We start from the raw sequence: 23,647 nt of genomic DNA, 5'->3' as shown, positions 1-23,647 counted from the left end.
TACAAAGACTTAAGGTTAATGTGTATTTTTAACAAATAATATATGAAATGTATGTAAAGTATATTTTTATTGCTTTAGTATCAAAAGGATTTGAATAGTACATAATCCTATTGGTTTAAAGAATGAAAATGATATAAGCTAGATTTATATATTAAATGCTGAGTCTATTTAACCTGTTGGGCAAGACGGATTACCACATTTTTTATCGGAATGTCCAATGGTACGCAAAAAGTTCATAATAAATTAAATTTTTTGCTATTTTTAAAAGCATCTGGGGACTTTTAAACGCTTAATTCGTCCCCCATCAAGATACCCACCTATATAAATTGGGAATTGCTCTACCAAAGAAAAACGTAAATATGATTCTTTAGCAAGATGATAAAGGTGTCGATTGATTTGCTGTCAATCAATACCGAACTCAGAATGAAAAATCCGCAGTTTTACTATAGACAACTACTAAGCTAACAACACTTAATTAAGTAAGAGGTAGATCGCAATGAATCCAGAAAACAAAATTTCACCAGCTTTTGAACCATTTCTTGCTGAAATGGGAGAAGATGACAAACGGGATGCGATTGTGATCTACGAAGCGCCGCCTAGTGAGGGCTTACCACCAAGAGGGCGTTTGCGCGAACTAAAAAAGCGGTTGCTCCAGGTTCAAGAGCAAGCAACTATTCAAGTGGCGGCTGAAATCTTTGATGATTACCAAGAAGCCACTCTGGACAAAGGATATCACAACGAACCTCTGGAATTCTCTACTATTGGTTCCGGTGCATTGCCAGTAGCAACGGTTGAAGTCACTCCCAAAACGTTGGAGGCTTTGGTAGAACAACCTAATGTTGTTGCTATTTTGCCAAATCAAAAAATCCACCTGATTCAGCCACGAAAAATTGAATATTCTGAGTTATTCGCTGAGGAAAGTAGAGAAAACTTTACCTGGGGACTCAGACATCTGGATATTCCCAGCTTATGGGACAAGACTACTGGAGAAAACATCAACGTCGCTGTTTTAGATACGGGCGTGTATGCGGCTCATCCAGCACTCCAAAAACGAGTTAAAGAATTTGTTGTCATCGATCCCCTAGGGAGGCGAATTAATGCGTCTCCTGCTTTTGATTGCGGACAGCATGGAACTCATGTTTGTGGAACGATCGCCGGAGGACAAACTGCTAGAGGTTTATCTATTGGCGTTGCACCGCAAGCGAATTTACTAGTTGCTGGGGTGTTAATTGGCGATACCACTCTCAGGACTTTATTGGAAGGTATCTCTTGGGCTATAGAACGAGGGGCTGATATTATAAATATGTCTTTGGGTTTAAGCTACTACGAACCTCTGTTCGCGGAGGTACTTGACATCCTCTTGAATCAGTATGGTATTTTACCAGTAGTAGCGATCGGCAACGAAAACCACGGTAATACTAGCTCACCAGGTAATGCATACAATGCCTTCAGTGTGGGTGCAATAGAAAAACTGCCAGACGACAGGGTTGATGTCGCTTTCTTTAGTAGCGGAGCAAGCCTTGTGTTTCCTGGAGACGAATCAAACAGTTTGGTAACAAAGCCAGATGTTGTTGCCCCAGGTGCTCAGGTCTACTCTTGCATACCACCGACGAAAACACCAAACGGAACCTACGAGTATAACTATATGGATGGCACTTCTATGGCAACCCCACATATTGCGGGTGCGGCAGCGCTATTAATGGCAGCTAAGCCAACGGCACCTGTAACGGAGATTATGACTGCACTGAAGGAGACGGCAAAACATCCAAACGGAAACGACCGTCGCCCTGACAACCGTTGGGGATGGGGAGTGGTGCAACCCGTGGAAGCGTTAAATGCTCTTAGTAGTTGAAGGCCTCCAGGAAAGTGCATCATGTACTCAAATAACACGACTTTAAAGAAAAACAAAATCAGTTCTGAGTTCGCATATCGGTTGGGCCACCTGGCCCCCCAACAAAAAGTAAGCGTGATTGTGTTTCTAAAACTGGACGATCGTTCTGACAACCCAGTTAATCCACGCTTATCTAGAGCCGAACGGCGAGCCACAATGGAAGGTATTCGTAACTCAGCCACGCAAGCTCTCAGTTACATAAAGAAGATTATTCAGGATTTTGGCGGCCAGGAATTAGCGGAAAGACCCGACGCCTTGGGTTCAATTCCTATTGAGATATCGGCTGCAGGAGTGAAAGCTCTTGCTGCATCCGATGCTGTTAAAGCTGTTTTGGAGGAACAAGAAATTGTTCCGGCAAATGGCATTAATAGGGTTTACATTCACAACCGCGAATGCTAGAATGGTATATCTTGTTAATGTGGATACTTTTGTCTAAGAAAGCTATTAGTTTTTATTATAGCTCCTCTTAGCGAAAATTTTGCAAGCGTTGGGGACACAATTTAAGAATTATTTCGTCTTTTTCTCCAGACACCCAGTTAGCAAAACGTTGAGCCGAGGGCGGTACGATCGCGAGGGGATTACTGAAGCCAGAAAAAACGTAAAGACCTTCATGTCCTGAAATAAGACCGATTACAGGAAGTGCATCATGACTGAATGACACCAAACAGCGATGCCAAGTTCCCGGCAAATCGCCCAAAATTGGCAGTATTTTTTTCAACCCCTGGCGCATTGTTGTTTCGCTTTCTGCCGAATCAATATGAGCGAAGGGGTTTGTTAATGCGCGACTGATTTGGCCGAATCGGAAGCTACCATCCTTAAATTGAACAGCACCTGTATCGAGAATAGGGGGTACAACTTCACAATCTGGTTGCGTCCACACTCGATCGCTTTTAGAAGATACAGTTTCCAATTGAAACCGATTGAGATGTGCGGGCATAACTAATGTACGCAACTGCAAATTCTCTACAGGTGGGGTTTTGAGCATTTCCGCATGAGTGAAATACAGCTTAATAGAAACGTTAGATGACTGAAATAATTGTCGGCTGAAACCACCCACGCAAACAACAGTGTTCCCACCATAGTACGTTTCTGTAGTAGTCCGTACTTCAGTAAAGTTTGATGAATTTGAGGAGTAGGGGCGCAATGCCTTGCGCCCCTCCAAGTATAAAGATTGGAGATTTATCGCCCGCTCAAACTTTATTTCGCCTCCAGCACGCAAAAAAGCTGTAATATAAGCTTGGGCTGTTTTTTCTGGATGAATGTGACCGTGTTTGACAGTTAAAGCACCTGCGATCGCATTTGGGTTTAATAAAGGTTCTAGTTCGCACGCTTCTTTAACGTTGAGTAATGTTGGAGGAATGGCAAAGCGAGTGTAAGACGCCGCCACCTCTTCAGGATTGGTGTCAGCAGGAATCGTTAAAAGTAAATCTAATTCTCGAAATTCAGTATCAAAATCTAATTCTTCTGACAGAATTTGATGGCGTGCAATGCCTTCAGCACATAATTGTTTAGTTAGTGGAGTTGTACCAGACCAAAACGCGATTCCACCATAACTATATTTAGTGGCATTTTGTGGCGTTGCGTGTTGTTCTAGCAGCAATACTGCATACCCCTTTTTCACAAGTTCGTAAGCAAGTGCAGCACCCGCAATACCAGCACCAACAACAATCCAATCGTAAGTAGGGGATTGGCGATTGGGGAACTCGGGGTCCCCTCTGGGGATAAGGGGCAATAGCGATTGGGGATTAGTCATTAATTGAGGTAAGATTGCGATCGCTACAAACTAGTATTTTTATACTACGTTGAGTAGTATAGTACTAAAGTCTAAATATATCAAAGAAATTATGGTTCAAACGATACAGGCAAAAGATATTAATCTAGCTCAATTAGGAGAAATATTTGGGTTAGAACGTATAGAGGACGAGCAGTTTTTTCGAGAATGGCAAGATAATTTGCCGGAACTTAGTGACTTGGAGAAGCAACTTCTCGACGAAGTTAGGTACGAGTTTCTTCATTTATCACAATATGAAATACTGGAACCTGTCGTCAAAATGGTTGTGCTGTCACCTTTATTAAGGTTAGCAGGTTTTTATCGTCCACCTTTTTACATTGCTGCTGAAAAGGGGATAGAGATTGCATCCAAAGATGAGGGTACAATTGTACGCGGGCAAATTGACATTTTGGTATTTCATCCTCGTTTCTGGATTATTACAGTTGAAGCAAAACGAGCACAATACTCTCTAGAGGCTGCAATTCCTCAAGCACTGGCATATATGTTAGGTAATCCTGACTCTGAAAAACCTGTGTTTGGTTTTGTAACCAATGGCAGAGAATTCCAATTTCTTAAATTGACCAAACAAGATAAACCAAAATACGCTTTATCTTATACATTATCGTTAAATCGTGGTGACGATCTGTACAACGTGTTGAGAGCATTAAAGCGCTTTGGAAAGATCGTGATTTAGTAGATTGGGGATTGGCGATTAGCGATTAGACCTAGGCGTGAAAAAGATGTAGGGGCGCAAGGCATTGCGCCCCTACCAAGACTCTCAGGTAATGCATAATTAATTTCTGGAGATGTCTATTGGGGATTGTATACTGTGACTCGCCCCTTCTTGTACCCAGTCCCCAGTCCCTAATCCCCAGTCCCTTACCTGTACAACCACACCCGCAACAGTGAGAGTAATTGCTCGGTGTCTACTGGTTTGGGAATGTAATCTGATGCACCAGCTTCAATGCATTTTTCTCTGTCGCCTTGCATTGCCTTGGCAGTTAATGCGATGATTGGTAAAGATTTAAATTTACTGTGCTTGCGAATTTGACGTGTTGTTTCATAACCATCCATTTCAGGCATCATCACATCCATTAAAACCACATCAATAGCTGGTGTGTTTTCCAAAACATTAATGCCATCTTTACCATTCTCTGCGTATAAAACCTGTATTTGATAGCGCTCTAACATACTTGTCAGAGCAAAGATATTACGTACATCATCATCGATAATGAGAGCTTTTTTGCCCACAAGTACGGGATCGGTAGTATGCAACTGTTCCAATATTTGTCGCTTGGGTGCGGGTAATTCTGCTTGAACTCTATGTAAGAACAAGGCTGTTTCGTCAAGGAGGCGTTCTGGAGAACGTACACCTTTGACAATAATTGTTTCTGCTAAGCGTTGCAGTTGAATGTCCTCTGTTCTAGTCAACTCCCTTGCAGTATAGACAACGATCGGCAGTGCTTCACCATTGGGATGTTGCTTGATGTGCTCGATGAGTTCAAACCCATTCATATCGGGTAAGCCCAAATCCAGAACTACACAATCAAAACGCTGATTGCGTATCGCTTCTAGGGCTTTAGCACCAGTACTTACAGCAGTGGTAACAACATCACTATTGCCAATCAATTCTACAATGCTATACCTCTGAGTCTCATCGTCTTCTACAACCAGCAGATTTTTCACCCGACGCTCAACAAAACTTTTAATCTTAGTCAACGCTTGATGCAACTCCTCACTACCGAGCGGTTTTTTCTGGTAAGCAATTGCACCTAGTTGCAAGCCGCGTTGCCTTCCATCTTCCACAGTCATGATATGCACTGGGATGTGACGGGTCTTCGCATCGTGCTTCAAGCGATCGAGTACCGTCCAACCATCCATTCCTGGTAAACGGATATCAAGAACCATCGCTGAAGGTTGAAATTGCTGTGCGAGTGCCAAACCCGTACTACCATTATGAGCAACAATGCACTTGAATTCCATCTGTTGCGCCCGATCTAAAAGGATGCGGGCAAAATTTAAGTCATCTTCCACAATGAGAAGTACGCGATCGCCCTCTTCGAGGTTACCCCTGTCATCAATAAGGGGAGTGGGAGGGAGTGGGAGAGGAGAGGAGGGGGAGACGGGGAGAGTGGGGGAAGTTGGAATTTTTGAATTTTGAAGGGGTAATTTTGAATTGTCTTGTCCGAATTGAGGTAAGTAAAGTGTAAACGTACTACCCTCACCTAGGCGACTGACAAGCTTAATTTCTCCACCTAGCAGGCGGGTAATTTCGCGGCTAATGGACAAACCCAAGCCCGTACCACCATACTTACGACTAGTCGTACCATCTGCTTGTTGGAACGCCTCAAAAATGATTTTCTGTTTCTCAGGTGCAATGCCAATACCTGTATCGCTGACAGCAAAACCAATGACAATTTGAGCGCGATTTAAAGTTTCGCGATCGAGACTCCATCCCTGTGTTGCGACAAAGATCCGTAAGCGGACTTCGCCACGCTCTGTAAATTTAAAAGCATTGGAAAGGAGATTTTTCAACACTTGTTGCAAACGTTTGGCATCAGTTTGAAGACTTCTTGGGAGATCGGGAGCTAATTCAATGACGAAATTGAGTTCTTTCTCAACAGCAACTTGTCTGAAGGTACGTTCAATCTGCTCGTATAATTCCCCAATCAAAACTTTGTCTATGTCAATTGACATCGTTCCCGATTCGATTTTAGCTAAGTTAAGAATGTCATTGATTAATGCTAAAAGATCTTTACCCGACGAGTAAATTGTGCTACAATATTGGACTTGCTTCTCAGTTAGATTACCATCTACGTTATCTGCTAGCAATTTAGCCAGAATTAGCAAACTGTTTAGCGGTGTCCGCAATTCGTGAGACATATTTGCCAAAAACTCAGACTTGTATTGTGACGAAAGCGCCAGTTGTCCTGCTTTTTCTTCCAAAGACCATCTTGCGTATTCAATTTCTTGATTCTTGCGTTCGACTTCTTTTTTTTCTGCGGACAGTAACTCTGTCTTTTCTTCAAGTTCAGCGTTTAACTGCTGCAATTCTTCGTTAGATTGCTGTAACTCATGCTGCTGTTGAATCAGAAGTTCTTCCGATGCTTGTAACTCAGCCGCTTGTTGTTCCAATCGTTCGTTACTCTGCTTGAGTTCTTCTTGCTGAGTTTGCAACTGTTGCGCTAAAGTTTGAGACTGTTGCAGCAGTTGTTGAGTACGAGTATCAGAATTAATCGTATTTAATACGACACCAATAGTTTCAGTCACTTGGTCTAGGAATGTTAGATGAATGTCTTGAAAACGTTGAAAAGAGGCTAGCTCGATCGCTGCTATGACTTGATTTTCAAACAGTACAGGTAGTACGATGATATTCAACGGTTTAGCTTCTCCCAAACCAGAAACAATACTGATGTAATCACTCGGTACATCTGTTAGTATAATTTTTTGCTTTTCTAGAGCACATTGTCCAACCAATCCTTCCCCTAGACGGAATTGGTTAGATAGGTGCTTGCGTTGCTGGTAAGCATAACTACCTAGAAGCTTCAGTATTGGCTGCTTATCAACAGAATCCATCGCATAGAAAACGCCTTGTTGTGCGCCTACTAACAGTGCAAGCTCTCTAAGAACCATTCCAGAAACCGTTTCCCGACTTCTTTGACCTTGCAATATTTGGCTAAATTTAGCTAGATTGGATTTCAGCCAATTTTCTTGATTATTTTTAAGAGTTGTCTCCCGTAAATTGATAATCATTTGGTTAAACGCTTGCGCTAACACTCCAATTTCATCTTGGCGCTTTCCGGTAGATACACTCAGTGATAAATCTCCTGTTGCCAACTTTTGAGTTACTTGAGAGATTTCTTGCAAAGGTTTAGAAATATTTCTATTGAGATAAATAGCAATTAAAGTTAAAAATAGAAAAGATAAAGGAATACCATAAACAAGAGTATCAATTGCTTGTTTGGTAGCTAATTGAGTTGAGAGAGAACGCTGTTCTAATAATTTACGCTCCTCAGTTTCCATCTCAGTAATTATGCGACTGATTTCATCCATCAACGTTTTGCCATTATCTGTTCTTAAGAATTGCCTTACAGATTCAATCCCTTGTTTTTCTTGTAAGAAAATCGAGTTTTGAATGTTAACTAATTTCCGGTCAATTACTGGTTTTAAGGCATCTATCCTACGCTGCTGATTGGGATTATCTGCTGTTAAGTCACGAAGATTTTTGACTGTCTTGTCAATAACTGAAAGTGAAGTGTTGTAAGGCTCCAAATAACGCCTGTCCCCAGTCAGTAGGTAAGCGCGTTGTCCTGTTTCAGAATCTTTAAGCTGAGAAACTAAATCATTTAACTTTCCAAGCACCTCATAAGTATGGGTTTGCCAGCGAGAATTTTCAATGAGATTATTTGTAGTGCGGTATGCAATGAATCCAACAGTACCGAGAATTGCTAACCCTAATGCAAAACTTGCGCCTATCTTGTAGCCAATTCTTAGATTAGAAAACATTTTTTAGCAAATAATAATAATTTAGATTTTGGATTCCTCTCGTTCCCAGGCAGAGCCTGGGAACGAGGAAAACTGGTCACTAGTCACTGGTCACTGCTACCTATACAACCACACGCGCAGTAGTGAGAGCAATTGCTCGGTATCGACTGGTTTGGTAATGTAATCTGATGCACCAGCTTCAATACATTTTTCTCTGTCACCTTGCATTGCTTTAGCCGTCAACGCCACAATGGGTAGAGATTTAAATTTACTGTCTTGACGAATCAAGCGAGTTGTTTCATAACCATCCATCCCAGGCATCATGACATCCATTAACACAACATCAATATCTGGTGTTTTTTGTAAAAGTTCGATGCCATCTCTACCATTTTCAGCATATAGAACCTGCATCTCATAGCGTTCTAACATACTGGTAAGAGCAAAAATATTGCGTACATCGTCATCTATAATGAGAACTTTTTTGCTTACAAGCACCGGATCGGAACTTTGCAATTTTTCCAGTATTTGTTGCGTTGGTGGTGGCAATTCAGCTTGAACTCTATGCAGGAACAAAGCAGTTTCATCCAGAAGACGTTCTGGAGAACGTACATCTTTAACAATAATTGTCTCTGCCAAGCGTCGAAGTTGAGTTTCTTCTGGTCGCGTTAACTCTCTTGCTGTATAAACAATAATTGGCAGTGCTTCACCATTGGGATGTTGCTTGATTTTTTCGATGAGTTCAAACCCAGTCATATCGGGTAATCCCAAATCGAGAACGAGGCAATCAAAATGTTTGTCTTGTATAGCTGCTAACGCTTCAGTACCACTTTTAACGGCAGTGGTAGCAACGTCACTGTTACCAATTAATTCTACAATGCTCTGTCGTTGGGTATCATCATCTTCTACTACCAACAAACTCTTGACTCGACGTTCGACGAAACCTTTGATCTTGTTTAACGCTTGATGCAACGCTTCGCTGCTAACTGGTTTTTGTAAGTAAGCAATTGCACCTGATTGCAAACCACGTTGCCGCCCTTCCTCAACTGTCATAATATGAACTGGAATATGACGGGTTTTGAGGTCATGCTTCAAGCGGTCGAGTACCGTCCAACCATCCATACCCGGTAAGCGGATATCTAAAATGACAGCAGCAGGCTGAAATTGCTGTGCTAAAGCTAACCCCGTACTACCGTTGGTAGCAACGATACATTTAAATCCTTGTTGCCGTGCCAAGTCTAACAGAATGCGCCCAAAATTCAAGTCATCTTCAATAATCAGCAGCAAGCGATCGCCTTGTTCAATATTTCCCCGGTCGTCAATCAAGGGATTGGCAATTGGGGTATTGGGAGTTGGGAATGAATGAGTGTTGAGATTAGTAGATAAAGTAGAAGTGGGAGTTGGGATATCAGGGAGTTCCCAAGGGGTGGAGTTGGGAGATGGGGGGATGGGGGGAGTGGGGGATGGGGAGAGAGGAGGATGGGATAAGTCGCTTTGCGGTGAGGAATGAGATTGACTAGTCATTTCAGAAGGAGACAATGAAGAAACTCTGTCTCCGTGTCGCCATATCAACGAGTCCTCATATCCTCTAGCTTGGGGTAAGTAAAGCGTAAAGGTGCTTCCTTCACCTAAGTGGCTAACCAGTTTAATTTCTCCACCTAACAAACGGGTGATTTCTCGGCTAATTGACAAGCCCAATCCCGTACCGCCATACTTACGACTAGTTGTGCCATCAGCTTGTTGAAACGCTTCAAAAATTATCTTTTGTTTCTCGTTAGCAATGCCAATACCTGTATCGCTAACAGCAAAGCCGATAACAGTGAGGGCGCGATTTAAAGATTCGTGGTGGTGAGACCATCCCTGAGTTGCGACAAACATCCGCAAGCGGACTTCTCCACGTTCAGTAAACTTGAATGCGTTGGCTAGCAGGTTTTTTAGCACTTGCTGCAAGCGTTTGGCATCTGTATGAATGCTTCTGGGAAGGTCAGCAGCAAGTTCGATGTGGAAACTAAGGTTTTTGTCAGCAGCAATTTGCCGGAAGGTACGATCGATATGTTGGTGCAATTCTGTAAACAACATTTGGTCTATATCAATTGACATAGTACCGGATTCAATTTTCGCTAGATCCAAAATGTCGTTGATTAACGCTAACAAGTCATTTCCAGAGGAGAAAATTGTTCGGCTGTACTCGACTTGTTTGTCAGTTAAATTGCCTCCTACATTATCTGATAGTAGCTTCGCCAAAATTAACAAGCTATTGAGTGGCGTCCGCAATTCATGGGACATATTTGCTAAAAACTCGGATTTGTATTTTGAGGAAAGGGCGAGTTGTTCTGCTTTTTCTTCCAAAGAACGTCTCGCGTATTCAATCTCTTGATTTTTACGCTCGACTTCTTTGTTCTGTAACGCCAACAACTCTGCTTTTTCTTCGAGTTCAGCGTTAGTTTGTTGTAACTCTTCTTGCTGCTTCTTCAATAATTCTTCAGAAGCTTTTAGGGTTTTGGCTTGTTGTTCCAAGCGCTTGTTTGTTTCTCTAAGTTCGTTTTGCTGTGCTTGTAACTCCTGTGCTAAGGACTGCGATTGCTTGAGTAACTCTTCAGTCCGCATACTAGCTGCAATGGTATTTAATACAATTGCAATGCTTTCGGTGAGTTGGTCAAAGAAAGTCAGGTGAATTTCATTGAAGCGTCGGAATGATGCCAGTTCAATCACTGCTGTGACTTGTCCTTCAAATAGGACGGGCAAAACCACAACGTTGAGTGGCACTGCTTCTCCCAACCCAGAACCAATTTTAATATAATCGTAAGGTATTTCTGTCAGCAGAATGCGTTCTTTTTCCAAAGCGCACTGTCCTACCAAACCTTCACCAAGGTGGAAGCGGTTGGCAAGGTGCTTGCGTTCCCGGTAAGCATAACTACTTAATAGCTTTAAGAATGGATTGTCTTCTATGCCATCCATAATATAGAAGACGCCGTGAGATGCTCCTACCAGTGGCGCTAACTCTGAGAGAATTAACTTGGAAACTGTCTCTAGGTCTCGCTGACCCTGTAACATTCGGGTGAACTTAGCAAGGTTCGTCTTCAACCAGTCTTGTTCGGTGTTTTTCTGGGTTGTTTCTCTCAGGTTAGCAATCATCTGGTTGATGTTGTCCTTTAAGATTGCGACCTCACCCAGTACTTCCACGGAAATCGAACGTGTTAAGTCACCTTTCGTTACTGCTGTTGCGACTTCTGCGATCGCTCTTAACTGAGTTGTCAGAGTTGCAGCCAGTTCATTGACATTATCTGTCAAATCTTTCCACGTACCAGCCGCACCAGGTACCTTCGCTTGACCTCCCAATTTTCCTTCAATCCCCACTTCACGGGCTACGGTAGTTACCTGATTGGCAAAGGTTGCTAGGGTGTCAATCATTTCGTTAATGGTTTCTGCTAGGGTTTCAATTTCCCCCTTAGCATCAAGCATCAGTTTGCGTTTCAAGTCACCGTTAGCAACTGCTGTCACAACTCGCGCAATCCCGCGCACTTGTGCTGTTAAGTTCCCCGCCATTGAGTTCACATTATCGGTCAAGTCTTTCCAAGTTCCCGCAACACCAGTGACTTGTGCTTGACCTCCGAGTTTACCTTCCGTACCCACTTCACGAGCCACCCTGGTGACCTCAGATGCAAAGGAACTCAATTGATCCACCATTGTGTTGATAGTGTTTTTCAAATCGAGAATTTCACCTCTCACATCAACGGTAATTTTCTTAGATAAGTCACCGTTTGCCACCGCTTTTGTCACTTCCGCAATATTTCGCACCTGGGCTGTCAAGTTACCCGCCATTGAGTTTACGTTGTCGGTCAAGTCCTTCCAAGTTCCTGCAACGCCTTTCACGTAAGCTTGTGCGCCAAGTTTACCTTCCGTACCCACTTCACGAGCCACCCTGGTAACTTCAGATGCAAAGGAGTTTAACTGATCCACCATTGTGTTGATGGTATCTTTGAGTTCTAATATCTCGCCTTTCACATCAACGGTGATTTTCTTCGATAAGTCACCATTTGCCACTGCTGTCGTCACTTCCGCAATGTTCCTCACTTGGGAAGTTAAGCTTCCCGCCATTGAGTTTACCGAGTCGGTCAAATCCTTCCACGTCCCTGCAATTCCCGGTACTTTGGCTTGTACGCCGAGTTTCCCTTCGGTACCCACCTCACGAGCCACCCTGGTAACTTCAGAAGCAAAGGAGTTTAACTGATCCACCATTGTGTTGATGGTGTTTTTGAGTTCTAAGATCTCGCCTTTGACATCAACGGTAATTTTCTTGGACAAGTCACCGTTTGCGACGGCTGTCGTCACTGCGGCGATGTTTCGTACTTGAGCGGTTAAGCTTCCCGCCATAAAGTTTACGCTGTCGGTCAAGTCCTTCCAAGTTCCGGCGACTCCCCTCACATCCGCTTGTACGCCGAGTTTTCCTTCGGAACCAACTTCTCGCGCCACCCTAGTGACTTCTGATGCAAAGGAGTTCAACTGATCCACCATAATGTTCATGGTGTTTTTAAGTTCATATATCTCACCTTTCACCTGTACTGTAATTTTCTTAGAAAGGTCGCCGTTTGCGATCGCAGTTGCCACTTCCGCAATATTACGTACCTGGTCTGTCAGGTTTCCTGCCATCATATTTACCGCACCCGTCAGGTCTTTCCAAGTCCCTGCAACGCCTTTCACTTCCGCTTGTACGCCCAATTTCCCTTCCGTACCCACCTCACGAGCCACCCTGGTAACTTCAGAAGCAAAGGAACTCAACTGATCCACCATGATGTTAATGGTGTTCTTCAACTCCAAAATTTCCCCTTTCACATCGACGGTAATTTTCTTCGACAGGTCACCGTTTGCCACCGCCGTTGTGACTTCCGCAATGTTACGTACCTGGGCTGTCAAATTTCCAGCCATAAAATTCACGCTATCGGTCAAATCCTTCCAGGTTCCCGCAACACCCTTGACCTCAGCTTGTACGCCCAGTTTTCCTTCAGCACCCACTTCACGAGCCACCCTCGTGACTTCACCTGCAAAGGAGTTGAGTTGATCCACCATGGTGTTGATGGTATTTTTTAACTCTAAAATTTCTCCTCTCACATCCACAGTGATTTTCTTGGACAGGTCGCCGTTTGCTACCGCCGTTGTCACTTCTGCAATATTCCGCACTTGGGCGGTTAAACTTCCCGCCATAAAGTTCACGCTGTCCGTCAAGTCCTTCCACGTACCTGCAACTCCCCTCACATCTGCTTGTACGCCGAGTTTTCCTTCCGAACCCACTTCACGAGCCACCCTCGTGACCTCCGATGCAAAAGAACTGAGTTGATCCACCATAATGTTGATGGTGTTTTTGAGTTCATAAATCTCCCCTTTGACATCCACAGTAATTTTCTTCGACAAGTCACCGTTTGCGATCGCAGTTGCTACCTCCGCAATATTACGCACCTGCCCTGTCAAATTTCCTGCCATCATATTGACGCTATCGGTCAAATCCTTCCAAGTCCCTGCAACTCCCTGTACTTCTGCTTGTACGCCGAGTTTCCCTTCCGTACCCACTTCTCGCGCAACCCGCGTCACCTCCGATGCAAAAGAATTCAATTGATCCACCATCGTGTTGATAGTGTTCTTCAGTTCTAAAATTTCCCCTTTTACATCCACAGTAATTTTCTTTGACAAGTCGCCATTTGCCACCGCCGTTGTTACTTCCGCAATATTACGTACCTGGGCGGTTAAACTTCCTGCCATAAAATTCACGCTATCCGTCAAATCCTTCCAAGTCCCTGCAACCCCAGGGACTTGAGCTTGACCCCCCAGTTTTCCTTCAGCGCCGACTTCCCTTGCAACCCTAGTCACCTCCGACGCAAAAGAGTTGAGTTGGTCAACCATAATGTTAACCGTATTCTTCAACTCTAAAATTTCCCCTTTTACATTAACGGTGATTTTCTTCGACAAATCGCCATTTGCCACCGCCGTTGTCACTTCCGCAATATTACGTACCTGGGCGGTTAGATTTCCCGCCATCATATTCACAGACTCGGTTAAATCCTTCCAAGTCCCCGCAACACCTTTGACCTCAGCTAAAACACCTAGTTTCCCTTCAGTACCCACCTCACGAGCAACCCGCGTCACCTCAGACGCAAAGGAGTTTAACTGTCCCACCATTGTATTGACCATTTGGGCAGTTTGCAAGAACTCTCCTTTCAGGGGTCTACCTTCAATTTCTGGTGCGATCGTTTGGGATAAGTCACCATTCGCCACAGCCCGGATAACACGCGCAGTTTCCGCCGTTGGCTGAACCAAATCTGTAATTAGAGTATTGACAGAATCAACACAAGCTGACCAAGAACCCCGTACATTCCCAAGGGTGGCTCGCTCGGTAATTTTACCTTCTTTCCCTACAACATTACTAATACGTTGTAATTCTTCCGTTAATCGCTCGTTTTGTTCGATTATGTCATTGAGTGCATCAGCTATCTTTCCTGCTATACCCGTTTGATCTATGGGCATGCGAGCAGAAAAATCTCCTTTTTTAACAGCCGAGAGTGTTTTCAATAGCTGTCTGAGATCTAAGTTATCGCTTTCTTTAGTTGTTAATTCTGTAACCATAATTATTGCAGTGAGCAGTGAACAGTGACCAGTGAGTTATTATACTTAAATACTAATGTGTATGTATGAGTTGGAAATAGCTTGTCAATCTGAATTTGAGCTTGGTTTTACCCCACCCTAACCCTCCCCGATGGATTCTGCGGTGTACACACTTTCAAGATCCCCCTAAATCCCCTTAAAAAGGGGGACTTTTAAGATTTCCCCCCTTTTTAAGGGGGGCTAGGGGGATCGAAACTGCAAGAAGGCACTTTAGGAAACTTGTGTGTACACCGTAGCCCCGATGGATTGGGGAGGGAATTAGATTTTCTGTTTCTTCCCTTGGAAAGGTCTGTTTTTTCCCTTGGAAAGGAAGGAACTAAATTTCTTGTTTCTCCCCTTACCAAAGGGGGACTAAGGGGGGTAAATTCAATTTTTGTGTACACTGTAGATACTTAAAGGTAGGCAATCTGAGTATGATGGTAGTTTTTTAGCGTTATAACAAATGGATTTTTGCGACTCTACCACTTTACGTTTAGTCAAAGGAAGGATTCTCTTGACTATAACTAATTTAAAACACTTCAACTAAAATATATTATTTAAATCTATCTAGAGTAGGAAAATTATCAATACAAACTAAGTTCTCTAAAAGTATAATTTTTTACCTATAATGCCAAATTACCTGAAAGTGACAAACAAGACTGAAGATCCGAAATTGCTTACCCTTTATCATGAAATGGTTTTCCATCAGCTAAGGTGTAAATATCTTCTTCTGGCTCTGTTATGGAACAGAAATCTGGTTCACTTACTACCGATTGAGTATATTCTAGATCGTGAAATGGTTTTCCATCAGCTAAGGTGTAAATATCTTCTTCTTGGTCTTTAAGAAAATCAAAAGCTGAATTTTTCATTGCTACTGTTAGCAATTCATATTCTTCTAGTTCTGCTTTTTTGAGTATGGCAGCTTCTAATGCTTCAAGTCGTTTTAAATCATCATAGATAATAATTGCAGCTGTTGCTTTTCCTTGTTGTTCAATTACTATACGTTCTCCACTTTCTGTAACTCGATGAATCAGTTTTGGAAAATTGTTGTCATCTACATTTATATTTACTTTTGTCACATGTAACTCCTATTCAAAATAATACGATCGCTTGCTAACTCTACCAATATTAATGCAATTACCTGACGTAAAACACCACTTTTACTAGAATCAGAGACAGTCTCTACTCATGACCAATCGCCCGTTATCCAATTGATAAACTCCTGTGGGTTCGACAATAGGGTCACCTTTTTATACCCTGTACATCTACTGTAGAATAGATTGAAGTGGCTGTCTCTCCACTGGAGTTTAGTTTTCATGACGTAACCGCCATGCTGCACCAAAAGCTGCTCCTGCTGCCAAAACTGTACTCATTCCCTCTATAGTTTTCTCTAAGGGGTTTTCGGTTAGGCACTCACTTGTTACGCCTTAACCTTACAACCTTCTCCAATCTGCGAACATTGTATTGCCGTCAATTCAAGTGATTGTAGACGCGATAATATTTTTATCAGTCCCAGTGTACGCTATCCACGATCGCTCTTTATGACAAACCCTATTTTTAATCAAGGCAAACGGGTAGCATTTACCGCATTTTCTTTTAGTATTTTATTTTACAGCCAAACTGTAGTAGCTACCGTTATTCCACCACTACGAGCAAAAAAGGCAATGGTTGTTTCTGCTCATCCCCTAGCGAGTGAAGCAGGAGTGAGTCTGTTACGTAAGGGTGGGAATGCAGTTGATGCAGCCGTTGCGACGACTTTTGCAATTTCTGTTGTCGAACCTTTCTCAGCTGGAATTGGCGGTGGTGGTTTTTTACTATTGCGCGAGTCAAAGACTGGTGAAATTAAAGCTTTAGATTTTCGTGAACGTGCGCCAATCACAGCAACCAAAAATATGTACTTGGATGCACAAGGCAAAGTTAGACCTAATATCAGTGTTGATGGTTACTTAGCTGTGGCAACACCAGGAACTGTAGCAGGAATGTATGAAGTTCACCGACGCTATGGTAAACTATCTTGGCAAGAGGTATTGAAGCCCGCGATCGCTCTTGCAAAAGACGGTTTTATTCTCAGCGATCGCATGACCTGGCGTTCTTTAAAAGTCTATGAAGAGCGCAAAAAAGTTATTCTCAACAATCCAGCTGCACGATCTATTTTCACTCGTAACGGAGAATTTTATCAACCAGGTGAAAGGTTAGTACAGCAAGATTTAGGCAAAACTTTAGAAGAAATTGCTAAAAATCCCCAAAGTTTTTACACCGGAAATATCGCCCGCACTATTGCTGCTGACATGGCAAAAAACGGGGGGCTAATAACTTTAGAAGACTTAAAATCTTACAAAACAACTTGGCGTCCCCCTATTTGTGGAAATTTTCGCAAAGCTAAAGTGTGTTCTATGCCTCCACCTTCTTCAGGAGGAGTTCATTTATTACAGATTTTAAATATTATTGGTGACACAGATCTGAAATCCTTGGGATGGCATCACCCAAATGCGTTACACCTGATGGTGGAAGCAATGAAAATCGCTTATGCAGATCGCTTTCAACATTTGGGCGATCCTGATTTTGTGAAAGTACCCGTTACACAATTGCTTAGCGATGCTTATGCTAAACAACGCCGTCAAGAAATAGATATGCAACGGGCGAGATCTTCTAGCGAGGTAAAACCTGCAGACTTCCAAACATTAAAGCAAAAAAATGTCCGCGTCCGTCTGCTACAGGGTGCGGTTCAAAACCCAAAATTGAAACCGCACCCTGTAGCGGATGCACGCGGATTTAAGAAAAAATTACCTGCTGAGTCGCCGGAGACAAGTCATTTGACGGTTATCGATGAACAGCGCAATGCAGTTAGTTTGACGTTCACCGTCAACTATGGTTTTGGTTCTGGAGTCGTAGTGCCTAAAACTGGTATATTGCTTAATGATGAAATGGATGATTTTGCAAAAGCACCCGGAGTTCCCAACGCTTTTGGACTTGTTAGTAATCAAGCCAATGCGATCGCACCTCGCAAAATTCCTTTATCGAGTATGACTCCTACTATTATTAGTGAAAATGGCCGTCTCCGCATGGCAGTAGGTGCGCCCGGTGGCGGCACGATTATCACTCAAGTGCTGCAAGTTATTCTTAATGTACTAGAATACAACATGGATGCAGGTTCTGCCGTATCTGCGCCGCGCATACATCATCAGTGGTTACCAGATGAATTGAAAGTAGAACCTTTAGGTTTAGATGCTCTTACCATCACAGAATTACAAAGACGGGGACATAAGATTCAGCAAACTGCGCCTTGGGGAAATATCAACACAATTATAGTTGCACCTGATGGAACTTTAGAAGGCGCAGCCGATCCGCGTGGAGAAGGTTCCGCAAAAGGCTATTAAATTGACTTTCTCAATCTAAAATCACGCCACTTGCTATCTCAAACACGGAGACGCTCAGCGAACGAGCCGGGGAACCCGACCAATGCAGTGGCTCCAAAATCTAAAATCCAAAATGGTAATGGTGTTAACTCTTAACTTCAATAGATTTAGAGCTAAATTCATTAGCACGGGCGCTATGCACTAATGTCCAGCCTGCTTTTAGAAGTTTTTGATAAGTTGCCCAACCCTTAGAACCTCCTGGTATTGGGTAATCGGGGACAGAAAATTGTGGAAACGTAGTGTAAGGACGCCAAGGTTGATTAGGTGCAGTCTGCAAATGCAGAACTTTTTCCCCTCTTTCGCCAAACTGTGATAACCAACACATTTGTTTATACATAGCAAACTCCTTCGTTTCTTTAGCTATTGAATGCATATTTGCACAGATTTGTCAAGCATAGCCTCACCCAATAGGGATAATTTTTTCCTTTACTTTGTTGCCAAAGCTACAAAAAAGAATGACACATGAGGAAAATTCTCAACAAATTTACAAATGCATACATGGGTTAATGAAAGCAAACTTTTAAGTAGTCATCATGAATTGAGTACACGAGGACGGATGAAAATAAGTAGTGGGCATTGGGCATTGTTTTTTTCCCGATTCTTCCTCTTAGCATCCATGTACTTGTATACCTAATGTTATTTGTAGTTCCGGAGAATTTATGTATGTTTAGGTACTTTTTACAATAGTCATTTGTCATTTGTCATTGAAAGTTGCTTCTACTTCTTAACCTATATATAATTCTTAAATAAGAAGTTTGCAATGAACAATTTGTTGATAACCAACAATTTTTTTGATTTTGAATTTTTAATGATTGTCATAAGTCATTTATCATTAGTGAAATAACCACCTGACCAGTGACCAGTGACCACCTGACCAGTGACCACCTGACCAGTGACCACCTGACCAATGACTAATGACCACCTGACCAATGACAAATATATGATAAAAATTCTTCATCTCTCTGATATTCATATGGGAAGTGGTTTTTCCCACGGAAAAATTAACCCCGAAACCGGATTAAATACGCGATTGGAAGATTTTGTCAATTCTCTATCTCAGTGTATTAACAAAGCAATATCGGAACCAGTCGATTTAGTTATATTTGGAGGAGATGCTTTTCCCGACGCAACGCCCCCTCCATACGTACAAGAAGCTTTTGCTGCTCAGTTTCGTCGCCTTGCAGATGCCAAGATCCCCACAGTTCTGCTTGTTGGAAATCACGATCAACATTCTCAAGGGTTAGGAGGCGCTAGTCTTTGTATTTATCGGACTTTGGGCGTACCGGGAGTGATTGTAGGTGATAGCCTAACAACTCATCGCATTACGACTCGTAATGGATTAATACAAATTCTCACCCTTCCTTGGCTCACTCGCTCGACTTTGATGACTCGTCAAGAAACGGAAGGTTTATCGTTAGTAGAAATTAACCAGCTGCTGATCGAACGTCTTGAGGTAGTACTAGAAGCAGAAATTCGCCGTCTCGATCCCAATGTACCAACTATTCTTTTAGGTCATTTAATGGCGGATAATGCATCTCTAGGAGCAGAACGCTATTTAGCAGTAGGAAAAGGCTTTACACTTCCTGTCTCTTTGCTAGCACGACCTTGCTTTGATTATGTCGCCTTGGGTCACGTCCATCGCCACCAAAATCTCAATAAGTCTAACAATCCTCCTGTTGTTTATCCAGGAAGTATCGAACGGGTTGATTTTAGTGAAGAAAAGGAAGAGAAAGGGTATGTGATGTTAGAAATTGAGCGGGGCGATACTCAGTGGGAATTTTGCCCCCTCCCCGCACGAACTTTTCAGACTATTGAAATTGATGTCTCTAAGATAGAAGATCCGCAAGCAGCAATTGTGAAAGCGATCGCAAAACACAACATCCAGGATGCTGTGGTACGGTTGATTTACAAACTTCGCTCGGAACAATTAGATTTAATTGATACATCTGAATTGCATCGCGCTCTCAGTGCGGCACATACCCATAGCATCCAACCAGAACTAATCAGCCAATTGGCTCGTCCCCGTATTCCAGAGTTAAGTGCAAGTAACAGTATTGACCCAATGGAAGCATTAAAAACGTACTTAAACAACCGTAATGACCTCAAAGACATAGCAGAGTTAATGTTAGATGCGGCACATAACTTATTAGCTAATGATGTAGAAGTGTCACTCGAACCACTGACCCAAGAACAAGACTTTGTCCTAGCAGAAGGTAGAGACACTCAATTAAGACTGTTGTAATCAGTAATCAGTAATCAGTGACCACTGGTCAGGTGGTCAGGTGGTCACTGGTCAGGTGGTCAGGTGGTCACTGGTTACTGGTCAGGTGGTCACTGGTCACTGGTCACTGAAAGAGCCTCGATAAATTCGCTCTAGTTGCTCTTGAGAAAGAGATGTCATTGGAAACCGATGATTATGAGTTATGTCTATTTCCTGGATTGGTTGAACCTCTTTTGCTCGAGTTTCAGGAGTGCTCCAGATCTCGCAAGCTGGAAGGGGAAGAAGTAGGGTTTCATCTACCTCTGTTGGAGGAAGTTGAGCTTGAGGGAGGACATAAGCGTGATTTTCCGCATCGTATGCCAAAACCTCTCCTGTCTCAATTTGATAAATCCAAGCATAAATACTTAATTGTCCTTGGTAGAGCTTAGAGCGAATCACAGGGTATGTTCGTAAATTCTCAATTTGAGTCAGTACATTTTCGGCAATGATAATTTCTAGTAATTCTTCCCCTTCGTAATTGCTGTAATGGTCTTTTACCAAACGTCGGGTTGCTTCTGCATACTTCAACCAATCATGTACGAGAGGCATTTCCTCGCGCAACTTGTCTAACTTCATCAGCCCTTTCATTGCACCGCAATGTGAGTGACCGCAAACAATAATCTGTCGAATATCCAATGCTTGAACAGCATATTCAATAGTGGCACCTTCACCACCGTTAGTTGCACCATACGGCGGAATAATATTACCAGCATTGCGAATGACAAACAATTCACCCAGTCCAGCTTGGGTAATCAGGTTTGGATCGACACGGGAATCAGAACAGGTAATAAACAATACTCTAGGATTTTGACCGTGAGTAAGTTGCTTAAATAACTCTTGATATCTACAATAGTAACTCGCTTTAAATTCGCGCAGACCCCTAATCAATTTTTTCATACTTAGCTAACCACAGAGGCAATTCTCTTTATTCTCTCTCGGAAAGCTACAACTGTATCAATTTTTGTATTAAAGTGTAAAGTTTATGAGATTTTATAAAAATCCCCGGTGTTTTACCGGGGTATGATGTCTTTCGACACTCTTGCACTCGATCTATACTATACTCACTCTACAAGTTCCGAGCGTGCCAAAGTGCCAAGATAAAACTATAAAAAATAGTTACTGAGGGTCTAGAAACTGGGAATTAGACAATTAATACCCAATCCCTAAGTGTACGTATCTCAGGCAGCTACTTAGTATAAATTACTAAAAAATCAAAATTGTAAAGCTCATACTTTTGGCTTGGAATTATCAGATGAAGATAAAAAAGCGCTCATTGAGTTTGTAAAAACTTTCTAAGTGGATGTTTGAAAAGTCTTTTCATCAGTAGCACAATATTCAAGATCCCCCTAAATCCCCCTTCCCAAGGGGGACTTTAAAAGTATTTTCCCCCTCTTTTTAAGGGACAATTTGAAATTATTTTTCCTTTTTTAAAGGGACGATTTGAAATTATTTTTTCCTCTTTTTCAAAGAAACTTTAAAAGTCTCCCCCCCTTTTCAAGGGAAACTTTAAAAGTATTTCCCCCCTTTTTAAGGGAAACTTTAAAAGTCTCCCCCCCCTTTTCAAGGGAAACTTTAAAAGTATTTCCCCCCTTTTTAAGGGGGGCTAGGGGGGATCTTCTGTCGCTAACAAATGGAGAAACGATATAAGATAAAAATCTTATCTCAATCGGTGACAGATATAGCAGTACTCGCTTTCCCTTTTTATGTAATCTAACAAAGGAAAAAGTAATACTTGTCAGAAAAATCATGAAAACAACAACCCAAAAGAATCAGAAGCAAACAGTACTCATTACTGGAGCATCTGGTGGAATTGGTTATGAATTAGTGAAGTTATTTGCTCGAGAAGGTTATAATCTCGTGCTAATAGCAAGAAATGGTGAAAAATTAGTTCAAATTGCACAAGAATTAAACCAAAGATATAGTATTGCAGTTAAAGTTATTACCAAAGATTTATCCAATCCTGCTTCTCCAGAAGAAATTTTTCAAGAATTACAACAAGAAAAGATTAGTGTAGATATTTTAGTTAATAATGCTGGATTTGCTATCTATGGTTTGTTTAATGAAACTGACCTTAATACTGAATTGCAAATGCTGCAAGTTAATATGGTGAGTCTTACCCATTTAACAAAGCTCTTTCTTAAAGATATGGTTAAGCAAGGTTACGGCAGAATAATGAATGTTGCTTCCACTGCAGCATTTCAGCCGGGACCTCTGATGGCAGTGTATTTTGCAACCAAAGCTTATGTTTTGTCTTTTTCCGAAGCAATTGCTAATGAATTAGAGGGAACTGGTGTCACCGTAACAACACTTTGTCCGGGACCAACAGAATCTGGATTTCAGCAAAGGGCGGCTATGGAAGACTCTAAGATAGTTAACGGTAAAAAGCTCATGAATGCGGAAACTGTAGCTCGAATTGGCTACACTTCCTTAATGGAAGGTAAGACGGTTGTTATTACTGGAATTAAAAACAAAATCTTAGCTGCAAGTGTAAGATTTGGCACAAGGAAAACGATCGCAAAAATTGTTAGAAATATGCAGGAGACAGTAACCAGTGACCAATGACCAGTGACCGTTTGTATAAAATCTCTATAAAGTGTCGTCATTTTATCAAAAAAATAATATTTTTTATTGATGAATAGTTAGCATGATAGGATAAGAAACTCATGCAAAGAAAACATTGGTCTTACTTTATTGTACTAACCACTTGCGGATTAATTCCTTGGAGTATTGCTTCTTTTACAATTAACGATATAGTCTATTCGCAACCAGCGAATGTTAAATCTATTACTGTCAATAAAGCGGAGTTTGGAGTTTTAAGAGATAACAATAGTCGTAAAGCTACCTTTATACCTACAAGTAAGGTGATATTAAAAGAAGGAAACAAATACGGATGGCGAATTCATCTCAAAAACTACCACGGTGCGGTGACATGGCGTGAAGTTATCAAATTACCTAAAGTACCAGAGACATGGAGTACAGATAGCGGAGAAGACTTTTCACTATCAACCAACGGGACAGAAGCAGTCACAAAACGCATACAGCAAGCAAAAAAAGGAACGATTGAAAATTTTTGGACTATTACTCCCGGCGATCCGACTGGTAAGCATACTATAGAAATTTACGTAAACGATCGCTGTATTGCTTCTTTCAATTTTGAGGTGATTTCAAAGAAAAAATAGCCGAGAGCCGTTTTT

Annotated in this window: 13 protein-coding genes; 7 read left to right on the top strand and 6 right to left on the bottom strand. The window is 42.1% G+C overall.

All coding sequences use genetic code 11. The annotated features are described in order from the left end of the window. Positions 1-496 precede the first annotated feature (496 nt). On the top strand, positions 497-1,852 hold the full coding sequence (locus ACKTT2_RS36960; RefSeq protein ID WP_407895956.1) for a S8 family serine peptidase: 1,356 nt from the start codon (positions 497-499) through the stop codon (positions 1,850-1,852). Positions 1,853-1,972: 120 nt separating this feature from the next. Next, positions 1,973-2,290, top strand: coding sequence for a hypothetical protein (locus ACKTT2_RS36955; RefSeq protein ID WP_407895955.1), 318 nt, complete (start codon positions 1,973-1,975; stop codon positions 2,288-2,290). Positions 2,291-2,357: 67 nt separating this feature from the next. On the opposite strand, the gene ACKTT2_RS36950 is transcribed toward ACKTT2_RS36955, so the two are convergent. Further along, the gene (locus ACKTT2_RS36950; protein WP_407895954.1) at positions 2,358-3,644 is read right to left on the bottom strand and encodes an NAD(P)/FAD-dependent oxidoreductase; all 1,287 of its coding nucleotides are present in this window, start codon (positions 3,642-3,644) and stop codon (positions 2,358-2,360) included. A gap of 91 nt (positions 3,645-3,735) precedes the next feature. Here ACKTT2_RS36950 and ACKTT2_RS36945 point away from each other — a divergent pair, with 91 nt between their 5' ends. After that, positions 3,736-4,356, top strand: coding sequence for a type I restriction endonuclease (locus ACKTT2_RS36945; protein ID WP_407895953.1), 621 nt, complete (start codon positions 3,736-3,738; stop codon positions 4,354-4,356). A gap of 185 nt (positions 4,357-4,541) precedes the next feature. Here the strand turns inward: ACKTT2_RS36945 and ACKTT2_RS36940 are convergent, their stop codons facing one another. The 3 genes from ACKTT2_RS36940 to ACKTT2_RS36930 all read right to left on the bottom strand — a co-directional run bounded on the left by ACKTT2_RS36940 (position 4,542) and on the right by ACKTT2_RS36930 (position 15,856). Then, the gene (locus ACKTT2_RS36940; RefSeq protein ID WP_407895952.1) at positions 4,542-8,168 is read right to left on the bottom strand and encodes a response regulator; all 3,627 of its coding nucleotides are present in this window, start codon (positions 8,166-8,168) and stop codon (positions 4,542-4,544) included. Positions 8,169-8,264: 96 nt separating this feature from the next. Continuing rightward, on the bottom strand, positions 8,265-14,759 hold the full coding sequence (locus ACKTT2_RS36935) for a HAMP domain-containing protein (protein WP_407895951.1): 6,495 nt from the start codon (positions 14,757-14,759) through the stop codon (positions 8,265-8,267). Positions 14,760-15,454: 695 nt separating this feature from the next. Next, complete coding sequence (locus tag ACKTT2_RS36930) at positions 15,455-15,856, bottom strand: type II toxin-antitoxin system Phd/YefM family antitoxin (RefSeq protein WP_407895950.1); 402 nt, start codon at positions 15,854-15,856, stop codon at positions 15,455-15,457. Between the two features lie 462 nt (positions 15,857-16,318). Here ACKTT2_RS36930 and ggt point away from each other — a divergent pair, with 462 nt between their 5' ends. Further along, a complete protein-coding gene (gene ggt, locus ACKTT2_RS36925) occupies positions 16,319-18,154 on the top strand; it encodes a gamma-glutamyltransferase (RefSeq protein WP_407895949.1) in 1,836 nt (611 codons plus the stop codon). Between the two features lie 124 nt (positions 18,155-18,278). On the opposite strand, the gene ACKTT2_RS36920 is transcribed toward ggt, so the two are convergent. Continuing rightward, positions 18,279-18,530: a hypothetical protein gene (locus ACKTT2_RS36920; RefSeq protein WP_407895948.1), complete on the bottom strand. Its 252-nt coding sequence runs from the start codon at positions 18,528-18,530 to the stop codon at positions 18,279-18,281. 603 nt (positions 18,531-19,133) lie between these two features. Here ACKTT2_RS36920 and sbcD point away from each other — a divergent pair. Continuing rightward, positions 19,134-20,435, top strand: coding sequence for an exonuclease subunit SbcD (gene sbcD / locus ACKTT2_RS36915; RefSeq protein WP_407895992.1), 1,302 nt, complete (start codon positions 19,134-19,136; stop codon positions 20,433-20,435). 96 nt (positions 20,436-20,531) lie between these two features. Here the strand turns inward: sbcD and ACKTT2_RS36910 are convergent, their stop codons facing one another. Further along, a complete protein-coding gene (locus tag ACKTT2_RS36910) occupies positions 20,532-21,350 on the bottom strand; it encodes a carbonic anhydrase (protein WP_407895947.1) in 819 nt (272 codons plus the stop codon). Between the two features lie 849 nt (positions 21,351-22,199). On the opposite strand from ACKTT2_RS36910, the gene ACKTT2_RS36905 reads away from it, so the two are divergent. Together ACKTT2_RS36905 and ACKTT2_RS36900 are read left to right on the top strand one after the other, a co-directional pair. After that, positions 22,200-23,015: an SDR family NAD(P)-dependent oxidoreductase gene (locus ACKTT2_RS36905; protein WP_407895946.1), complete on the top strand. Its 816-nt coding sequence runs from the start codon at positions 22,200-22,202 to the stop codon at positions 23,013-23,015. Between the two features lie 101 nt (positions 23,016-23,116). Then, positions 23,117-23,632, top strand: a complete 516-nt coding sequence (locus tag ACKTT2_RS36900) for a PM0630 family protein (RefSeq protein WP_407895945.1) — start codon at positions 23,117-23,119, stop codon at positions 23,630-23,632. The last annotated feature ends 15 nt before the right edge of the window (positions 23,633-23,647 follow it).

Origin of the sequence: Scytonema hankhaensis NUACC26 (assembly GCF_045865695.1) — a bacterium.
Taxonomy (GTDB): Bacteria; Cyanobacteriota; Cyanobacteriia; order Cyanobacteriales; family Nostocaceae; genus Scytonema.
This window is presented reverse-complemented; position numbering and strand designations above follow the sequence as displayed.